Below are 17,422 nucleotides of genomic sequence, written 5' to 3'. Positions count from 1 at the left end.
TTTAGCCGCAAGACTCTGGGCATTTGCGGCTAGCTTGAACCTCTCACCATGTTCCAATGACTGCCGTGCAGGCCAATAGCGCGCCAGTCAAAACATTGGCCAGGAACAGGCGAAAATTCACCTCCGGACGAGCTAGATCAACCCGCCCTGTCTGCCACGCAAGGTGCGCGGCGATCACCAGCATTCCAACGGCGTAGGGCAACGACATGCCCAACAACCAGCCCCCTAGCGACCACGCCCCGACCGTCAGGGCGTAAAACAGGCCGATGCAGGTCCTGCCATGCTGGCCGAACAGGATTGCCGTCGATTTCAGGCCGAGGCGAGTATCATCTTTCGCGTCAACATAGGCATAAACGGTATCGTAGCCGATCTGCCATGCGATGGCCCCGGCCCACATAAGCAACGCGCCTACCGGAATGTGTCCGGCAACCTCCGCCCAGGCCATGAGCATCCCCCAATTGAACGCTGCGCCCAGGACTGCTTGGGGCCAATAGGTGAAACGTTTGCAGAGTGGGTAGATGAATACCAGCGGCAGAACGCATATCGCGACCAAGCGCGTGTAGGGCGTAAGGAAGAACAGCAGCGAAGCCGCGAGCGCAAGCTGAAGCGCCAGAAAAGCAAAGGCTTGTTGGGTGCCGATCTGTCCACTTGCCAGGGGCCGAAAGCGGGTCCGCTCTACGTGGCCGTCAAATTTCCGATCTGCGATGTCGTTTACCGTTGAGCCGGCGCTTCTCATCAGTAAAGCTCCGATGGAGAAGATGACCAGCTGTCGAATGTCCGGAAGACCGTGCGATGCTTGGACAAGCGCAGCCCAGCAGGGTAAAAGTGTCAGCCAAATTCCCACCGGGCGATCCAGCCGTGCAAGTCGGGTGTATGGTCGCCATGCAATCGGCAAGCGGCGGTCCACCCAGTCGCCCCGGTGGATGTCGCTCAGGTCCGGGCGATTTAAGGTCGTCATGATATAATCTCAAGCTCGTTGTCGTGAAAATGGGCATTCTGCGACAGTTGAGTGTGCAGAATGCTTCACGAAGATATCTCCGGCAGGGAAAACCGCCACGACTTCCGTGTGGCAAGCGGTTCAACTCGTTACCTGCCTTAACTCCACATTTCAGTTAACGGATGGGGTCGTTCCCGGCCTGTTGTTCGTCCATTCGCTTCATTTCAAAATGCCGGCACCCTTGCCGATGATCATTCCATCGACCTCTCCGATCACCTTGTTGTCCTTGCCTTCGTAGTCGATTTTGTCGAGGATATGGCGGATGATGTTGTGGCGGGCTCGCCGCTTGTCGTTGCCGAGCACCACGGTCCAGGGTGCGTCATCCGTATGTGTTTCCTTCAGCATCCGGTCGCGCATGCCAGAATATTCGTCCCACTTGCCGAGGGCGGCTATATCCATCGGCGAGAGTTTCCACGACTTGAGTTTGCTGTGGCGACGGTCGTGGAACCGCTTCAGTTGCATCTCGCGGCCGATGTCGATGTAGAACTTGAAGAACCGAACGCCTTCGTCGACGATCAGTTTCTCGAAACGTGGCGTGCTCTTCAGGAATTTCTCATACTGTTCGGGCTTGCAGAAGCCCATGACGGGTTCGACGCCCGCCCGGTTGTACCAGGAGCGGTCGAAATTGACGAACTCGCCTCTGGCTGGAAATTGCGAGATATAGCGCTGATAGTACCATTGGCCCTGCTCGGTCTCGGTGGGTTTGGTCAGCGCCACGGTGCGGGCCGTGCGTGGATTCATATAGGACATGATGGCGTGGATGGCGCCGCCTTTGCCAGCCGCATCGCGTCCTTCGAACAGGCAAATCACCCGCTCGCCGGTTTGCTGTTGCCAGGACTGTAGTTTGACCAGTTCTTCCTGCAGACGCTCGAGTGTGTTCTCATACGCCGCTTGCTCGAGCTTTTTCTTGTACGGGTAATTGCCGGACTCCAGCGCCTTCTTGTCGATCCATTCGGGAAGTACGGGATCGTCGATGTCGAAAATGCGCTTTGTGCCGTTGATTGCGATTTCCACCGGCGCAATTTCAGTTTCATCCACCGCTGTATCCTCCAGTTTGCGTTTCTGCTTTTGTCCAGAGGAGGGCACAACCAGCTTGTGAATTCAAGCATTGCGTGAAAAAGCTGTTACAATTTGGCGCTAGAACAGACAGTTACATCTGAGTGGGAGTTCTGGGGACAGGTATGCTGCAGGCATTTTTCGGCTGGCTTTCCAAATACAAATTCAATCTAGCCGCCGCTGTCGCCGGGTTTGCGGCGCTGATCGCCGCCGGGACCAATTCGTGGATCGCGGCACTCGTCATGCTTGCCGCGATCTTGCCATCCGTATTGGTCAGAAGCAGGCCGCAGAAGGCTGAGACGAGCTTTGCCGACACGCCGCATAGTGCTGAAAAAGTGCAGCTGGCCGAAGTGAAATCGGCGTTTGCGGGGTTCGACAGTCCGGCACTGCTGCTGGATATCGAGGGCAATGTCCTCTACCAGAACCCGGCTGCGCAGCACGTCTTCGGCGTGATCGATCCCGGTCAGCATCTGTCTGCCCGCATTCGATCACCCGTGGTGACCGAGATGATCCGGGATGTTATGGCGAACCAACGCAACGGCTTGGTCGAATATTCCACCACGCTGCCCACCGAGAGCGTCTATCAGGTGCGCTGCATCAAGGCCGATGGCGCTTCGGGCGTGGCTGACTTTTACGTGCTCATTTTTCGTGACATCTCAGAGGCGCGGCGCATTGACCGAATGCGGACTGATTTCGTTGCCAATGCCTCGCATGAGCTCAGGACGCCGCTTGCATCCCTGAGAGGATTTATCGAGACGCTGCAGGGGCCGGCGCGCAACGATCCCGATGCGCATGTGAAGTTTCTTGGCATCATGCTCGATCAGGTCACACGGATGAGCCGCCTGGTTGACGATCTGATGTCGCTGTCGCGGCTGGAGCTCAAGGCCAGCCTCGCTCCGGGCGATGCAGTCGACCTTGTGCCGCTTATCGGTTCGGTCTGTGACGCACTGGCGCCACTCGCCGACAAACTCGGCGTCGAGATCCGAAGGGAGCTTCCGGCGCAGCCGATCATCGTCGGTGGCGACCGGGACGAACTGACCCAGGTGTTTGAAAACCTGATCGAAAATGGCTGCAAATATGGACAGGAAGGTCATCTCGTCGAGGTGGCGCTGACAAAGGAAGAGGACGGAACCGTTCAGGTCAGTGTCACGGATCATGGGCCAGGCATTCCCGAGGATCACGTGCCGCGTCTGACGGAACGATTCTACCGCGTCAATGTCGAAAGCAGCGTATCGAAGAAGGGAACCGGGCTGGGCCTCGCGATCGTCAAGCACATCCTCACGCGTCATCGGGCAAGGCTCAATATTCGCTCGGAAATGGGCAAAGGGAGTACTTTTACGGTTCGTTTTTGACACAAATGCAGCCCGGATTTCGGGTGAATTTGGAAAACATGTATAAATTCAAATGCATAAGCTGTCACAAATCTTTCGTTGAAATGACATAAAAGCGTGGGTGTCGGCGGTCTAATGAGAGTGCGGCCGGACAAAAAAAGGCCAGAAGCGCCGCAGTTGGCGCTGCAAATCCAGCCCGAACGGGAGAAGATTATGAAACTCGTAAAATCCACGCTGGCGGCGCTGATCGCCTCTGCCGCTTTCGCCGGCGCATCCTATGCTGCCGAGCAGATCCACGTTGCCGGTTCCTCGACCGTGCTTCCCTATGCCAAGATCGTCTCCGAAACTTTCGCCGAGACCTATCCGGACTTCAAGGCGCCGGTCGTTGAATCCGGTGGTACCGGTGCTGGCCTGAAGGAATTCTGCAAGGGCGTTGGGCCGGAAACCATCGACATCGCCAACGCGTCGCGCAAGATCAAGGATTCCGAGATCGAAACCTGCAAGTCCAATGGCGTGACCGACATCACCGAAGTCAAGATCGGCTACGACGGCATCGTCTTCGCGCTCGACAAGTCCGCTCCGGACTTCGCGTTGGACCCGGCCGATGTCTACCTCGCGCTTGCTGCTGAAGTTCCTGTCGATGGCAAGATGGCTGCCAACCCGAACGTCAACTGGAAGACCGTCAACGCCAAGTTCGCGGATCTCGACATCCAGGCCTTCATCCCTGGCGAAAAGCATGGCACCCGCGAAGTTTTCGAGGAAAAGCTCCTCATCGCCGGCTGCAAGAAGGTTGGCGCACTTGAGTTGATGACCAAGTCGGGGATCAACGAGAAGGACGCCGAAAAGAAGTGCAAGGCAGTCCGCAAGGACGGCAAGGCAGTCGATATCGATGGCGATTATTCCGAGACCCTTGCTCGCATCGACGCCAACAAGAAGGCTGTCGGCGTATTTGGCCTGTCTTTCTATGAAAACAACGCCGACAAGCTGAAGGTCGCCACCGTCGGCGGCGTGACCCCGAGCGTCGAAACCGTCGCCAAGGGCGAGTACCCGGTTTCGCGTCCGCTGTTCTTCTACGTGAAGAAGGCACATCTTGAAGCCGTTCCCGGCCTCAAGGAATACGTCGAGTTCTTCACCTCCGACCAGATGATCGGCCCGGATTCTCCGCTTGCCGAATACGGCCTGATCCCGGCTCCGGATGCCGAACGCGAAGAAATCCGCGCCGCCGTCACGTCCTGGAAGAACATGTAACTGTTCCACGGAGCCGGCGGGCTGATGTCCGCCGGCTTTCCTTTATGAATTTCATGGGCATGACGCCCGAGGTCAGGATCTACAAATGGGTAGCGCCCTTACTTTCCTCACTATACTGGTCATTGGCTTGGCAGCGTATTTTCTGGCGCGTGCCAGGGCCGCGGCTGTCGTCGATGGCGATATTCGCAAGCTTCATTCCCGGCCCGTTTATTTCGGCTCCTATGCCGCCATACTTTCCATTCTTCCAGCGTCGCTGGTCCTGATCGCCGGTCTGGTGATCGGCGCTGGCGTCGTCGAGAACTCCATCCGTTCTTCGCTGCCGGCAGAGGTACTTGCCAAGCCGCAGAGCGAGCAGAACGTCGCCTACCAGATGGTATCGGCGATCGCCGACGGCCTGGCCAGGATGACACCGGCCGAAACGGCCACCGTGAGTTCAGACATTACCCAACTCAAGGCAGTGCTCGGCAGCAAGGGCGTCCCGCTCGCGCAGCAACCGCAGCCTTACATGGTCGATGCTGCCCAGCATCTCATGAACATGGCTGGCACGACCAGCCTGATCGTCGGGCTGGTTTCGATCTCGGTTGCTTTGGCCGGCGCCTATTTCGCCCTGTCGCGTGTCTCGCAGACCTATCGGGCCCGCAACCGGGTCGAGACGATCATGCTGTCCGCACTGGTCATCTCGTCGACCATCGCCATCCTGACCACGTTCGGCATCATCGGTTCGCTGGTCACGGAAACATACCACTTCTTCAGTGTCGTCTCGCCGCTCAATTTCTTCTTCGGAACGGTTTGGGATCCGCGTTTCTCGACCGACGGCAACTCGGTCGGCCAGTTTGGCCTCATTCCGCTGCTGCTCGGCACGCTCTATATCGCGCTTGTCGCCATGCTGATCGCGGTGCCGATCGGTCTGTTTGCAGCCATCTATATGGCGGAGTATGCCTCTCGGAGGGTGCGCTCCATTGTAAAGCCGTTGCTGGAGATCCTCGCCGGCATTCCGACGATCGTCTACGGCTTCTTTGCCCTTATCACCATCGGCCCGTTGTTCCGCGACTTCTCCGCCAGCCTCTGGGGCGCGCTCACCGGCAACCACACCAATTTCATCGAGGCGCAGAGCGTCCTGGTGGCGGGTTTTGTCATGAGCATCCGTCTGATTCCGTTCGTCTCGTCATTGTCCGACGATATCATCACGGCGGTTCCGAGGGCGATGCGTGACGGTTCGCTCGGTCTCGGCGCGACGCGCTCCGAAACCATGAAGCGCGTCATCCTGCCGGCAGCACTGCCTGGCATCATGGGAGCGCTCCTGCTGACCGCATCCCGCGCTATCGGCGAAACCATGATCGTCGTGCTTGCGGCGGGTGTCGCTGCAAACCTGCAGTTCTCGCCCTTCCAGCCAATGACCACGATTACCGTCAAGATCGTCAATCAGCTGACAGGCGATCTGGAATTCAACTCTCCGCAGACGCTGGTGGCCTTCGCGTTGGGCATCACGCTCTTTGTGATCACGCTGGCACTCAACATCTACGCCCTCTACATCGTCCGCAAGTACCGGGAGCAGTACGAATGACCGACGCTATCTTCAATCCGGCCGGCATTGTGGCCGGCCAGGACAAGCGCGACATCGGCATCAAGCGTCGGCGCGCAGCGGAGAAACGCTTCCGCGCCTATGGCGTCGTCGCCATCACGCTGGGCCTGTTCTTTCTGGTGGTCCTGCTGACATCTATCGTCTCCAAGGGCTACACCGCGTTTTTTCAGACGATGATCACAGTCCCCGTGGAGTTCTCCGAAAAGGTCATCGACCCGACCGGAAAACGGGCAGAAAATCCAAAACTGCTGGTCACCGCCAATTATCCGGTCCTGGCGCGTGATGCGGTAGCGAAGGCTGCCGGCATCGATCTCTCCGACAAGCCGGCGCTCGCCAAGCTCAAGGGCTTCGTCTCCGACGGCGTGCGTGCCCAGTTGCGCGACATGGTCATCGCCAATCCAGAGCTGATCGGCAAGACGGTGCCGGTCACGTTCCTGGCTTCGGCCAACATCGACTCTGCGCACAAGGGACAGATCGACCTGACCGTTCCCCAGGCCGACCGCAAGGTCAACGATGCCCAGGTCGCGGTCATGAACAAGCTTGTCGAGGCGGGCGCACTCAAGACCCACTTCAATCCGGCATTCTTCACCGCAGGCGCGTCCAGCCGACCGGAAGCGGCAGGTCTCGGCGTGGCCATCATCGGCTCGATCTATACGATGCTGATCGTGCTGGCGCTTGCCTTGCCGATCGGAGTTGCCGCCTCGATCTACCTCGAGGAATTCGCCCCGAAGAACCGCTGGACCGATCTGATCGAGGTCAACATCAACAACCTCGCCGCCGTTCCGTCGATTGTTTACGGTCTGCTGGGACTGTCGATTTTCATCAATTTCATCGGCATGCCGCGCTCGGCCTCCATCGTCGGCGGCTTTGTCCTGGCGCTGATGACCTTGCCGACGATCATCATCGCGACGCGTGCCGCTCTGAAGGCGGTTCCGCCGTCGATCCGCGCGGCAGCGCTCGGGCTTGGCGCGTCGAAGATGCAGACGGTGACCCACCACGTGCTGCCGCTCGCCATGCCGGGCATCCTGACGGGCACCATCATCGGTCTCGCAAATGCGCTCGGCGAGACTGCGCCGCTGCTGTTGATCGGCATGGTAGCCTTCGTGGTCAACTATCCCGCCACCCCGTTTGATCCCGCCACCGCGCTTCCGGTGCAGATCTACATGTGGGCCAACGAGGCTGAGCGCGCATTCGTCGAGCGGACCTCGGGTGCCATCATCATCCTGCTCGCGTTTCTCATCATCATGAACCTTGGCGCCATTCTGTTGCGCCGGCGCTTCGAGCGCCGCTGGTAAGGAGATGTTCCAATGAATATGGTTACAGATATCGAAGTCGAAAAGGCACTGCAGAAAACCATGAGCACCCAACCCGAATTGAAAATGGTCGGCAAGGACGTATCCGTCTATTACGGCGAGAAGCGTGCGCTCTACGATGTCAATCTCAATGTCCGCAAGAACACCGTGACCGCGCTCATCGGTCCGTCCGGTTGCGGCAAGTCGACATTCCTGCGTAGCCTCAACCGCATGAACGACACGATCGACGGTTGCCGGGTTACCGGCAAGATCACACTTGACGGCCAGGATATCTACCTGCCCAACCTCGACGTGGTGGAACTGCGCGCCCGCGTCGGCATGGTGTTCCAGAAGCCCAATCCCTTCCCGAAGTCGATCTATGAGAACGTATCTTATGGTCCCCGCATCCACGGTCTTGCCCGCAACAAGGCCCAGCTCGACCAGATCGTCGAATCGAGCCTGCAGCGCGCCGGCTTGTGGAATGAGGTAAAGGATCGCTTGCATGAGCCGGGCACCGGTTTGTCCGGCGGCCAGCAGCAGCGCCTGTGCATCGCCCGCGCGGTTGCTGTCAGCCCAGAAGTCATCCTGATGGACGAACCCTGCTCGGCACTCGATCCCATCGCAACCGCGAAGGTCGAGGAACTAATCCATGAACTTCGCGAGAACTTCACGATTGTGATCGTCACCCACTCGATGCAGCAGGCGGCGCGCGTTTCCCAGCGCACCGCCATGTTCCACCTCGGCTATCTCGTCGAGGAAAACGATACCGACAAGATTTTCACCAATCCGGATGACCAGCGCACCCAGGATTACATCATGGGCCGTTTTGGTTGATCATATTTCGCCTGCTCTTGCGGGCCTGGAGTTCCTGTCATGGTTACATCACATATCTATTCCGTATTCGACGACGAGCTGAAACACCTTGCCCGCGGCATCGCCGAAATGGGCGGCATGGCCGAGCAGATGGTCTCGGACTCGATCCGCGCACTCGTCACCTCCGATGCGGCTTTGGCGCAGCGGGTGATCTCCCAGGACGTCCTGGTCGATAAAACCGAGCGTGACATCGGCGACAGCGCAATCTTGATGATCGCCAAGCGCCAGCCTGTTGCGTCGGACCTGCGCGAAATCATCGGCTCGCTTCGTATCGCCGCCGACCTCGAGCGCGTTGGCGACCTCGGCAAGTCGAATGCCAAGCGCGTCATCGCGGTGCAGAGCTCTGGCATTCCCCGGCCGCTGGCCCGCGGCATCGAGCATCTTGCGGAACTCGCTCTTTCCCAGCTCAAGGATGTGCTGGACGTCTATTCCACGCGCTCGGCGGAAAAGGCCGAGGCGATCCGCCGCCGGGACGAAGAGATCGACGCGATGTACACCTCGCTGTTTCGCGAGATGCTGACATATATGATGGAAGATCCGCGCAACATCACGCCCTGCACGCATCTGCTGTTTTGCGCCAAGAACATCGAGCGCATCGGCGATCATGCCACGAACATCGCCGAAACCATTTACTACATGAAGACCGGCGAGCAGCCCGCGGGCGAACGTCCGAAGGACGACAATACCGCGACCGTGGTGCAGCCCGCCGAATAAACCATCGAACATCCGCGCGTCCTCCCAAGCGCGCGGATGTCCATCGAAATGGAGCGACTATTAAATGCAGCCAAGGATTATGGTTGTCGAAGATGAAGAAGCGCTGGGTACTCTGCTCAGCTACAATCTCGAAGCCGAAGGCTATGAAGTCGAAGTGATCCCACGCGGCGACGAGGCGGACATCCGCTTGCAGGAACGGGTTCCCGATCTTCTGTTGCTCGACTGGATGCTGCCGGGTGTTTCCGGAATCGAACTTTGCCGTCGCCTGCGTATGCGTCCCGAGACCGAGAGGTTGCCGGTCATCATGCTGACGGCGCGCGGCGAGGAAAGTGAACGGGTGCGTGGCCTGTCCACAGGCGCCGACGACTACGTGGTCAAGCCATTCTCGACGCCGGAGCTGATGGCGCGGGTCAAGGCGATGCTGCGCCGCGTGCGGCCGAATGCGATCTCGTCGCTGCTCAAATGCGGCGATGTCGAACTCGATCGGGAAACCTATCGGGTCCACCGCCGCTCGCGCGAGATCCGCCTCGGGCCGACCGAGTTCAAGTTACTGGAATTCTTCATGGCCTCGCCCGGCCGCGTTTTCTCGCGCTCGCAGTTGCTCGATGGCGTCTGGGGGCACGACATTTACGTCGATGAACGGACCGTCGACGTGCATGTCGGGCGCCTGAGGAAGGCGCTCAATCTTTCGACCATGCCGGATGTCATCCGCACGGTGCGGGGCGCCGGCTACGCCATGGAAGTCTGACAGTGCGTCCCGACGGCTGCGTCAGGAGCCGGGCAGTACGCGGACGCCATAAAGCCGGATGGCGCGGCCCTGGCCGGTCAGGTCGCTGTTGATGACGATGTGGCCCGGCTCGGTCGGGCCAAGCTTGCCGTCGAATTTCATCTGGATCAGCTCGTCCACTCGTTCGTTGGAAACGGTGAAACGATGGCGGCCGCAATCGCCCAGCGTCGTGAACTCGCACTGGATGTAGATTTGCGAGGGCTTGTCGCCATCGGCGCGCAGGGTGACGGCGAGTGTCGATGTCTTGCCGGCCAGCTCCTGCAGGATGCTGGCGGGGACCTCGATCAGAACCTCGCCATCCTGATCAGGTGCATTGGAGGCGATGCTGACTGCGGCGCCATCGCTGTCGTTGGCGGCCGTCACGGTTGCCGATGAGCGCGGCGTGACCCCGGACGTTCCGTTCGGCTTGTAGATATCCACCCAGTCGCCCGAAAATCCACGCAGCGGGTCAAGGCGGGTCTGTTTGCGCTGTGGCTCGAAGTCTTCACCCTTCAGTTCCTTCGGCACGAGATCGAATTCGCTGCTTCCCTTGAGCGCTGCATCGAGCATACCTGTCGCATAGACCCACCAGACACCGACAGCGACCACGCCCACAAGCACGGAATAGACGAACAGCGACACCAGGAAGGAACCGCGCCGGCGGCGACGCGAGCGCTTTGCGGCTGGAACGCTTTTGCCCGCGGGGGTCGATGGATCGGCCCAGGCGGGATCTTCTTCCTCATGGCGGGCCCGCTTCTGTTTGCGGGACGAGCGCCGTTCCTCGCGCGTCAATCCGGCCAGATCGCCTATCAGGGCCTTGCCTCTCGGGCGACCGTCACGCGTGGCGGACATGTCCCCCAGGGAGCCATCGTCGTCGTGTGGATCGTTGGACCGGGCAATGGGGGCATCGTCACGAAATACAGACGGTGCGGCAGGCGCGTGATGAGAGCGCTCGGGTTCGGGCTCCATCGCAACGACATCGGGCGAGGACGTGAACACCGGATGGGTGTCTTCCTCCGGCTCTTCCAAGGGGGGCTCGAAGATCGCCTTGTCAACGCGCGCAAGGCTGCCCGGTCGTTGGAGTTCCTCTACCTCAATGGCGCGGATCGTCGCCTCCAGCCGCTGCCGCTGTCGACCGATCACGTCTGCGTCGACGATTTCCTGCTTGCGCAGTCCGGCATCAAGCGCATTGCGCGCGGACTGGTAGATGCGCGCACGAATATCCGGATCGGTCCGCTCGGCCCGTTCCAACGCATTTCGAATAGCCTGTTCCAGTCCGCTCAATAAAATCTACCCTGGTAACGCCGTTGTTGGCGGCCGCATTTCATACTTCGGTAATCTTTCATTTCCTGCTTGGCAAGCGCTTGGCGGCCCCGGGATGGAACCTCTCCCCGGCAAAATCCCCATGATCGGCAAAAACCTCCCCGGTCAGTTGCCACAGGAAATTCAAGGTTGAACAATCTTGCCCGATGCCCAATAGTACGTCGCGAGGATCGCCGCATTTCGGCTTGCATAGGGAGTGTTCATGACTTTGCCTTCCATTCTCGCGGACAATCTGCGCATACCGGTTGTCGCGTCGCCGATGTTCATCATCTCTCATCCTGAACTCGTCATTGCGCAATGCAAGGCAGGTGTGGTCGGCTCGTTTCCGGCGCTCAACGCCCGGCCCGAAAGCCAGCTCGATGAATGGCTTGCGGAGATCACCGAGACGCTTGCAGCCCATGACAGAGCAAACCCCGATCGCAAGGCGGCGCCATTTGCCGTCAACCAGATTGTCCATGCGACCAACACGCGACTGCAGCACGATCTGGAAATGTGCGTCAAATACAAGGTGCCGATCGTCATCTCGTCTTTGGGGGCGGTGCCCGAGGTCAACGACGCAGTCCACTCCTATGGAGGCATCGTGCTGCACGATGTGATCAACAATCGCCACGCCAATTCGGCAATTCGCAAGGGTGCCGACGGGCTGATAGCGGTGGCGACCGGGGCAGGGGGACATGCCGGCAAGTTGTCGCCATTCGCACTTGTGCAGGAAATCCGCGAATGGTTCGACGGGCCGCTGCTGTTGTCGGGTGCGATTGCCAATGGCGGCGCGATTCTCGCTGCCCAGGCGATGGGCGCTGACATGGCCTATATCGGTTCACCCTTCATTGCCACACCTGAAGCCCGCGCGACCGATGCCTACAAGCAGATGATCGTCGAGGGTCGCGCCGACGATATCGTCTACTCCAACTACTTCACCGGCATTCATGGCAATTACCTCAGGGGTTCGATTGTCGCCCAGGGTATGGACCCGGAGAAGCTGCCGGAAGCGGATCCGAAGAAGATGGATTTCAACAAGACCGAATCAGGTCCGAAGGCCTGGAAGGAAATATGGGGCTGCGGGCAGGGGATTTCGGCCGTCAAGGCCGTGGAGCCCGTCGAGGTTCTGGTCGGTCGCCTTGAAACGGAATACCGGGCAGCCAGGAGCCGGCTTTGCGGCTGACATGGCGATCGCGCAGCACAAGGAGCGTTCCCAAAGGTGGCGATTTGGGAATGTTGCATTTGTGATGAGGAATTCTCCGATATCGACTTGCAAAGACGAAACATTTTCGGTATCAGCGCCCGCATAACTGCTGTCCCGGCATCGCCGGCGCACGGTTGCCGCTTTAGCTCAGGTGGTAGAGCACATCATTCGTAATGATGGGGTCGCAGGTTCGAGTCCTGCAAGCGGCACCATTTTTTTGTGAAATCAATGGTATGTGAGTGCATTGAATCGCCGGTTTTGGCGTTCGGCGCTCCAGTACTCGTATGAAGCGCAAAAAATTCGAGACCTCCAGAGAGCTCAAGCGATTTACTGATTTCGAGCTGAATCCAAGGCAGTTGATGGCGCCCGAAATTACGGCATCGCCCAGGCATGAACGGCTCCTGCGGGAAGCTCGTCCGCACAACCGGCGCCGCTCAGTGAGCCCTCGTTCCGGGTCAGTTGATGGAAAGGTATTCCGCGGCAACGTGCTGCAAGGGGTGAGCCGCCGAAGCGGCTCACCCTACCGAAAGCTGTGCATTGCGCAGATGCGGGACTAGCTTCGTCTTCCGGCCGCAGCGGAGCGGAGGTTATCCAGCAGGACGGCAACGAGGAGGATCAGCCCGCGCACGACGTACTGATAGAATGCCTGGATATTAAGCAGGTTCATGACATTTTCGGCAATGCCCATGATCAGCACCCCGACAATCACGCCGCTCATCGCCGCACGGCCACCGGCCAGCGAGACGCCACCGAGTACGCAGGCAGAGATCACCGACAGCTCGAGCCCCGTCGCAGCATTCGGCTGGCCGGACGTGATGCGGGAGGCAAGCAGGATGCCGGCTATTCCGCAGACCAGGCCTTGTAGTGCGAAGATCCAGATGCGCATGTTGGCGACATTGACGCCCGCGAGTCTTGAGGCCTCCGGATTGCCGCCGATCGCCAGCGTGTTCTTGCCGAAGACGGTGCGATTGAGCACGAAGCCGAAGAAGATGAATAGCACAGCCATGACCCAGATCGGCGTCGGTACGGTCAGGAACTTCGACAGCGCCAGCTGATAGAAAGCTGGATCGTTGATGCCGACGGCGCGGCCGTCCGACGCAATCAGCGCCAGGCCGCGCACGATCTGCATGGTGGCAAGCGTGGTGATCAGGGCGTTGATACGGAAGCGGGCGATGATAACCCCGTTGAGCAGGCCGACAATGCCGCCGCAGATGACAGCCGACAACAGGCCGAGCACAATCGAGCCCGTGGCGTTGGAGGCCATCACCGCAATCATGCCCGAAAAAGCCACGGTCGAGCCGACCGAAAGGTCGAAATCCCGCGAAGCGAGACAGAACATCATCGTGCAGGACACGATACCGATCGTCACGACGGACTGTAGAAGCCCGAGCATATTGCGCTCAGTAAGAAAGTTCGGCACGAGGATCGAGACGATCACGAAGGCGGCCGCGAAGATCACCACCAGCCCCTGCTCGCCGAGAAAGAGTTTTTTCAACGAATTCATTGCTATCGATCCTAGACGTTGCCGGCCGCATTCTTGTCGGGCAGCGCCGCGGTCAGAATGCTGTGCTCGTTGAAATTGCTGCGCTCGACTGTCGCGGCGACGCTGCCGCCACACATGACGATGATACGGTCGGAGATTCCCATGACCTCCGGAAGCTCGCTGGAAATCATCACGATCGCCATGCCATCGGCGGCCAGTTCAAAGAGGATCTCATAGATTTCCGACTTGGCACCGACATCGATTCCGCGTGTCGGCTCATCGATCACCAGTACCTTGATCCCCTGTTCGGACAGCCAGCGGCCGAGAATGACCTTCTGCTGATTGCCACCAGAGAGGTTGATGATGTCCTGCTTGCGCGAGGGCGTTCTTACCCTCAGCTTGGCAATGAACTGGTCCGCAAGTGCGGCTTCCTTCCTGAGGCTCAGTATTCCGAACGGCGAAAAATGCCGGCGCGAGGAAATGGCGATATTTTCCTCGATCGAACGGCCTTGGATGATGCCGTCATGCTTGCGGTCCTCCGGGCAAAGCACCATGCCGGCATGGATGGCTGCTCCGGGACTGCTGGGGGCGATTGCAACGCCATCGATGCTGACAGAACCCTGGCTCCGATGATCGGCACCATAAAGCAGCCGTGCCATCTCGCTGCGCCCGGCCCCGATCAGGCCGAAGAAGCCGAGAATTTCGCCACGACGAACTGAAAAGCTGATTGGCGTGGGAAGGCTGGCTCCGGCCAGATTCTTCACGTCGAGCCTGACGTCGCCGAGCGGACGTGCACGCCAGTTCCAGATATCGCTGATTTCGCGGCCGACCATTTCGGAGATGATCTGCTCGCGGGTCACGTCGGCGATGGCTGGATGGTGGGCGGCGAGCTTGCCGTCGCGCAGAACCGTCAGGCTGTCGCAAAGCCGGAAAATCTCGTCAAGGCGGTGCGAGACATAGAGAATGACCGTACCCTTCGCCTTCAGCTTGTCGATCAAGGCAAACAGGATCTCGCTTTCGCGCGACGAGAGCGATGAGGTCGGTTCGTCGAGCGCGATCACGCGTGCGTCCAGCATGACGGCTTTGGCGATTTCCACCATCTGCCGCTCGCCAATCGAAAGCGTTGCGACCTTGGCGTTCGGATCGACATCTATGCCGATGTCGTCAAGTCTCTGCTTGACGGTCTCAAGGAGCAAGCGGCCGCTGATGACCCCGCCCTTGGCCGGAAATCGTCCGAGCCACAGATTCTCTGCGACCGTCAGTTCCGGCACCAGCTGCAATTCCTGGTGGATGACGATCACGCCAGCGTGAAAGGCGTCGCGCACGGATGCATATTTCTGCTCGACGCCGTCGATGAAGATAGCGCCCTCGTCGGCGGACTGGTCGCCCGACAGCACGCGGATCAGCGTTGATTTGCCGGCCCCGTTTTCGCCCATGAGGCCGTGTACGGCACCCTTGGTGACCCCGAAGGAAACGTCCTTCAAAGCCTGGACGCCGGGGTAACCCTTGGAAATGTGATTGAATTCAAGAAATGCCATGATCCCCCCGCCCGAAGCCCGGAGGCGACATCAGCCGCCACCGGGGATAGTCATTGGCCAGAAGGTTACTCGATGCCGAGATCCTTGCGAACCTTCTCGTAATCGCCGCGCAGTGCGAGCGAACCAGAGGTCAGGGTCACCTTTTCCGGCTCCTTGCCTTCGGCGATCCAGTTATACATGTTCATCGCCGTTTCGTAGCCATGACGCTTCGGCGAGATGATCACGGTGCCGTAGAAGCCGGTCGCGTCAGCTTTCTTGAACTCGTTGATTGCCGATTCCGCGCCACCGATTCCGACGGCAATGACGTTCTCTGCCGGGATGCCGACCGACTCCGATGCGCGAACAGCACCGAGCGCCGCTTCATCGTTCAGACCGAAGGCAATCCAGTACTTCACATCAGCATGCTTGTTCAGAACGGTCGTCGAGGCGTTGAGGGCTGCTTCGGTATCCGTCTTGGACTGCGGCGCATCATAGATGTTGTCGGCCGGGAACCCGGCCGCCTTGAGTACCGAAATCGCACCCTCGACGCGGTCCACGGCGGTCGGCAACGAGTCATAGGAGACGCGGATCGCACCGACATTCTTCATGTCCCAGCCGCGCTTCTTCATTTCATCGACAATCGCTTGGCCGACAGTTTCGCCGATCTTGGTGGCGGAAATGCCCATGTGCGGAACGTCTGCCATCGGCTGGCCATCAGCGCCCACCAGCCTGTCATCAACAGTCATCATCTTCAGCTGATTGGCTTCGGCCTTGGCCACGATGCCGGGGCCAAGCTTGACGTCGGGGGTGCAGATGATGAAGCCCTGCGCGCCCTGGGCGCCCAGATTATCGATCGCCGATTGAACCTTTTCGCCGTCTTCGGCGCCAATCTTGACGACGGTAAAGCCTTTTTCCTTGCCGGCCTGCTCGGCGAATTTCCATTCGTCCTGGAACCAGGGTTCTTCGGGCTGCTTTACGATGAAGCCGATCTTCACGTCGGCGGCAAATGCGGAACTGGCGGCCATAACGGCGACGGTGCCAGCCAGGATGGCGGCGCGGAACAAGCGCATGTCTCTCTCTCCCTAAGTCACTAAACGAGCAACTGCCTCCCTGGCAGTGTCTAATGAAATATTTCAAATCATCATACACGTCAATTGCCAATGTATGATCCTTCCGATAAAAGAGTATTTCAAACGTCGACGCGACGTATTGGGAGGAATGTCATAAGGTGGATCGAACTCGACAGGACGAGATTCGAAAGCCGGATGGCCATGCAAAGAGGTGCAAGTTGCAAGCGGTCGAAGACCATGAAACAGGGAGGGCGACGGTGGAGCGAAGGCCGCGGGTTCGGCGAAATGTCACCGCCGCGATTGCGCAGGAGATCTTTGCGGACCGCTACCCGGCAGGGCAGCCGCTGCCGCGTGAAAGCGACCTTTGCGACCTCTATGGGGTGAGCCGTACCGTTATCCGTGAATCGATCAAGGTCCTGGAGTCCAAGGGATTGATCCGTGGCAAGCCGAAGATCGGCACCACGGTTTGCGACAAGGACGACTGGAACATCCTTGATGCCGATGTCCTCGAGTGGATGGGCCCCGACATTCGCAACTTCGACCTGCTCGGCTGCATTCTCGAAGCACGCCGTGCAGTGGAGCCGGTTGCCGCAGAATACGCTGCCGAGCGCGCAACGGTACAGGAACTGGCTGACCTCGACCGCGCATGGCGCCAGATGCAGGCTGCCGCCAACGATCCGGAGAAGTTTACCGAAGCCGACGTGCAATATCACTCGGTATTGCTCGCTGCGAGCCACAACCAGGTCTTTCGCCGGCTCTCCAGCGCGATCCACGCAGCGTTGAAATACACCCTGCATGCCTCCAACGTCGCCGTCGAAAACCGCGAGGAGGCAGTGGTACTGCATGGCGAACTGGTCGAGGCCCTGCGCATGCGCGACAAGGAGGGAGCCCGGGCCTGTTCGAACAAGATGCTCGATCTGGCCGCCCGCGACATCACAGTGGCGCAGAAGGCGCTTGGCGGCGCGACGGCGATCGATCCGTAACACA

The 17,422-nt window shown here is 59.4% G+C and carries 15 protein-coding genes and 1 tRNA gene; 10 read left to right on the top strand and 6 right to left on the bottom strand.

Annotated elements, in window-relative coordinates; all coding sequences use genetic code 11:
• Positions 1-43 precede the first annotated feature (43 nt).
• Together ubiA and ppk2 are read right to left on the bottom strand one after the other, a co-directional pair.
• Complete coding sequence (gene ubiA / locus JJB09_RS05590; RefSeq protein ID WP_201654428.1) at positions 44-958, bottom strand: 4-hydroxybenzoate octaprenyltransferase; 915 nt, start codon at positions 956-958, stop codon at positions 44-46.
• A gap of 198 nt (positions 959-1,156) precedes the next feature.
• Positions 1,157-2,035, bottom strand: a complete 879-nt coding sequence (ppk2, locus tag JJB09_RS05585; protein WP_201654425.1) for a polyphosphate kinase 2 — start codon at positions 2,033-2,035, stop codon at positions 1,157-1,159.
• Positions 2,036-2,178: 143 nt separating this feature from the next.
• Between ppk2 and phoR the strand changes: the two genes are divergently transcribed.
• The 7 genes from phoR (at position 2,179) to phoB (ending at position 9,841) form a co-directional block, all read left to right on the top strand.
• The gene (phoR, locus tag JJB09_RS05580; protein ID WP_201654423.1) at positions 2,179-3,405 is read left to right on the top strand and encodes a phosphate regulon sensor histidine kinase PhoR; all 1,227 of its coding nucleotides are present in this window, start codon (positions 2,179-2,181) and stop codon (positions 3,403-3,405) included.
• Between the two features lie 192 nt (positions 3,406-3,597).
• Positions 3,598-4,632 (top strand): PstS family phosphate ABC transporter substrate-binding protein, encoded by a 1,035-nt coding sequence (locus JJB09_RS05575; RefSeq protein WP_201654419.1) that lies wholly within the window; start codon positions 3,598-3,600, stop codon positions 4,630-4,632.
• 85 nt (positions 4,633-4,717) lie between these two features.
• On the top strand, positions 4,718-6,196 hold the full coding sequence (gene pstC, locus JJB09_RS05570; RefSeq protein ID WP_201654416.1) for a phosphate ABC transporter permease subunit PstC: 1,479 nt from the start codon (positions 4,718-4,720) through the stop codon (positions 6,194-6,196).
• A complete protein-coding gene (pstA, locus tag JJB09_RS05565) occupies positions 6,193-7,509 on the top strand; it encodes a phosphate ABC transporter permease PstA (protein ID WP_201654413.1) in 1,317 nt (438 codons plus the stop codon). The genes pstC and pstA overlap by 4 nt, the downstream gene beginning before the upstream one ends.
• 12 nt (positions 7,510-7,521) lie before the next feature.
• A complete protein-coding gene (gene pstB / locus JJB09_RS05560) occupies positions 7,522-8,340 on the top strand; it encodes a phosphate ABC transporter ATP-binding protein PstB (protein WP_201654410.1) in 819 nt (272 codons plus the stop codon).
• Between the two features lie 39 nt (positions 8,341-8,379).
• Complete coding sequence (phoU, locus tag JJB09_RS05555) at positions 8,380-9,093, top strand: phosphate signaling complex protein PhoU (protein WP_201654407.1); 714 nt, start codon at positions 8,380-8,382, stop codon at positions 9,091-9,093.
• A 64-nt stretch (positions 9,094-9,157) separates the two neighbouring features.
• Positions 9,158-9,841 carry a phosphate regulon transcriptional regulator PhoB gene (gene phoB, locus JJB09_RS05550; protein ID WP_201654404.1) on the top strand — a complete coding sequence of 228 codons (684 nt, stop codon included), beginning with the start codon at positions 9,158-9,160 and terminating at the stop codon, positions 9,839-9,841.
• A 21-nt stretch (positions 9,842-9,862) separates the two neighbouring features.
• On the opposite strand, the gene JJB09_RS05545 is transcribed toward phoB, so the two are convergent.
• Positions 9,863-11,143 (bottom strand): hypothetical protein, encoded by a 1,281-nt coding sequence (locus JJB09_RS05545; RefSeq protein ID WP_201654401.1) that lies wholly within the window; start codon positions 11,141-11,143, stop codon positions 9,863-9,865.
• A 241-nt stretch (positions 11,144-11,384) separates the two neighbouring features.
• Between JJB09_RS05545 and JJB09_RS05540 the strand changes: the two genes are divergently transcribed.
• Complete coding sequence (locus JJB09_RS05540) at positions 11,385-12,344, top strand: NAD(P)H-dependent flavin oxidoreductase (protein ID WP_201654398.1); 960 nt, start codon at positions 11,385-11,387, stop codon at positions 12,342-12,344.
• A 157-nt stretch (positions 12,345-12,501) separates the two neighbouring features.
• Positions 12,502-12,577 (top strand) — tRNA-Thr (locus JJB09_RS05535).
• A 341-nt stretch (positions 12,578-12,918) separates the two neighbouring features.
• Here JJB09_RS05535 and araH read toward each other — a convergent pair.
• From araH to JJB09_RS05520, 3 genes are all read right to left on the bottom strand, one after another.
• Positions 12,919-13,869, bottom strand: coding sequence for an L-arabinose ABC transporter permease AraH (araH, locus tag JJB09_RS05530; protein ID WP_201654395.1), 951 nt, complete (start codon positions 13,867-13,869; stop codon positions 12,919-12,921).
• 11 nt (positions 13,870-13,880) lie between these two features.
• Complete coding sequence (gene araG, locus JJB09_RS05525) at positions 13,881-15,386, bottom strand: L-arabinose ABC transporter ATP-binding protein AraG (protein WP_201654392.1); 1,506 nt, start codon at positions 15,384-15,386, stop codon at positions 13,881-13,883.
• Positions 15,387-15,451: 65 nt separating this feature from the next.
• Positions 15,452-16,435 carry an arabinose ABC transporter substrate-binding protein gene (locus JJB09_RS05520; RefSeq protein WP_201654387.1) on the bottom strand — a complete coding sequence of 328 codons (984 nt, stop codon included), beginning with the start codon at positions 16,433-16,435 and terminating at the stop codon, positions 15,452-15,454.
• A gap of 218 nt (positions 16,436-16,653) precedes the next feature.
• Between JJB09_RS05520 and JJB09_RS05515 the strand changes: the two genes are divergently transcribed.
• Positions 16,654-17,418 carry a FadR/GntR family transcriptional regulator gene (locus JJB09_RS05515; protein WP_201654384.1) on the top strand — a complete coding sequence of 255 codons (765 nt, stop codon included), beginning with the start codon at positions 16,654-16,656 and terminating at the stop codon, positions 17,416-17,418.
• Positions 17,419-17,422 lie beyond the last annotated feature (4 nt).

This window comes from Phytoamicus setariae (assembly GCF_016722925.1).
Lineage (GTDB): Bacteria > Pseudomonadota > Alphaproteobacteria > Rhizobiales > Rhizobiaceae > Rhizobium_E > Rhizobium_E setariae.
This window is presented reverse-complemented; position numbering and strand designations above follow the sequence as displayed.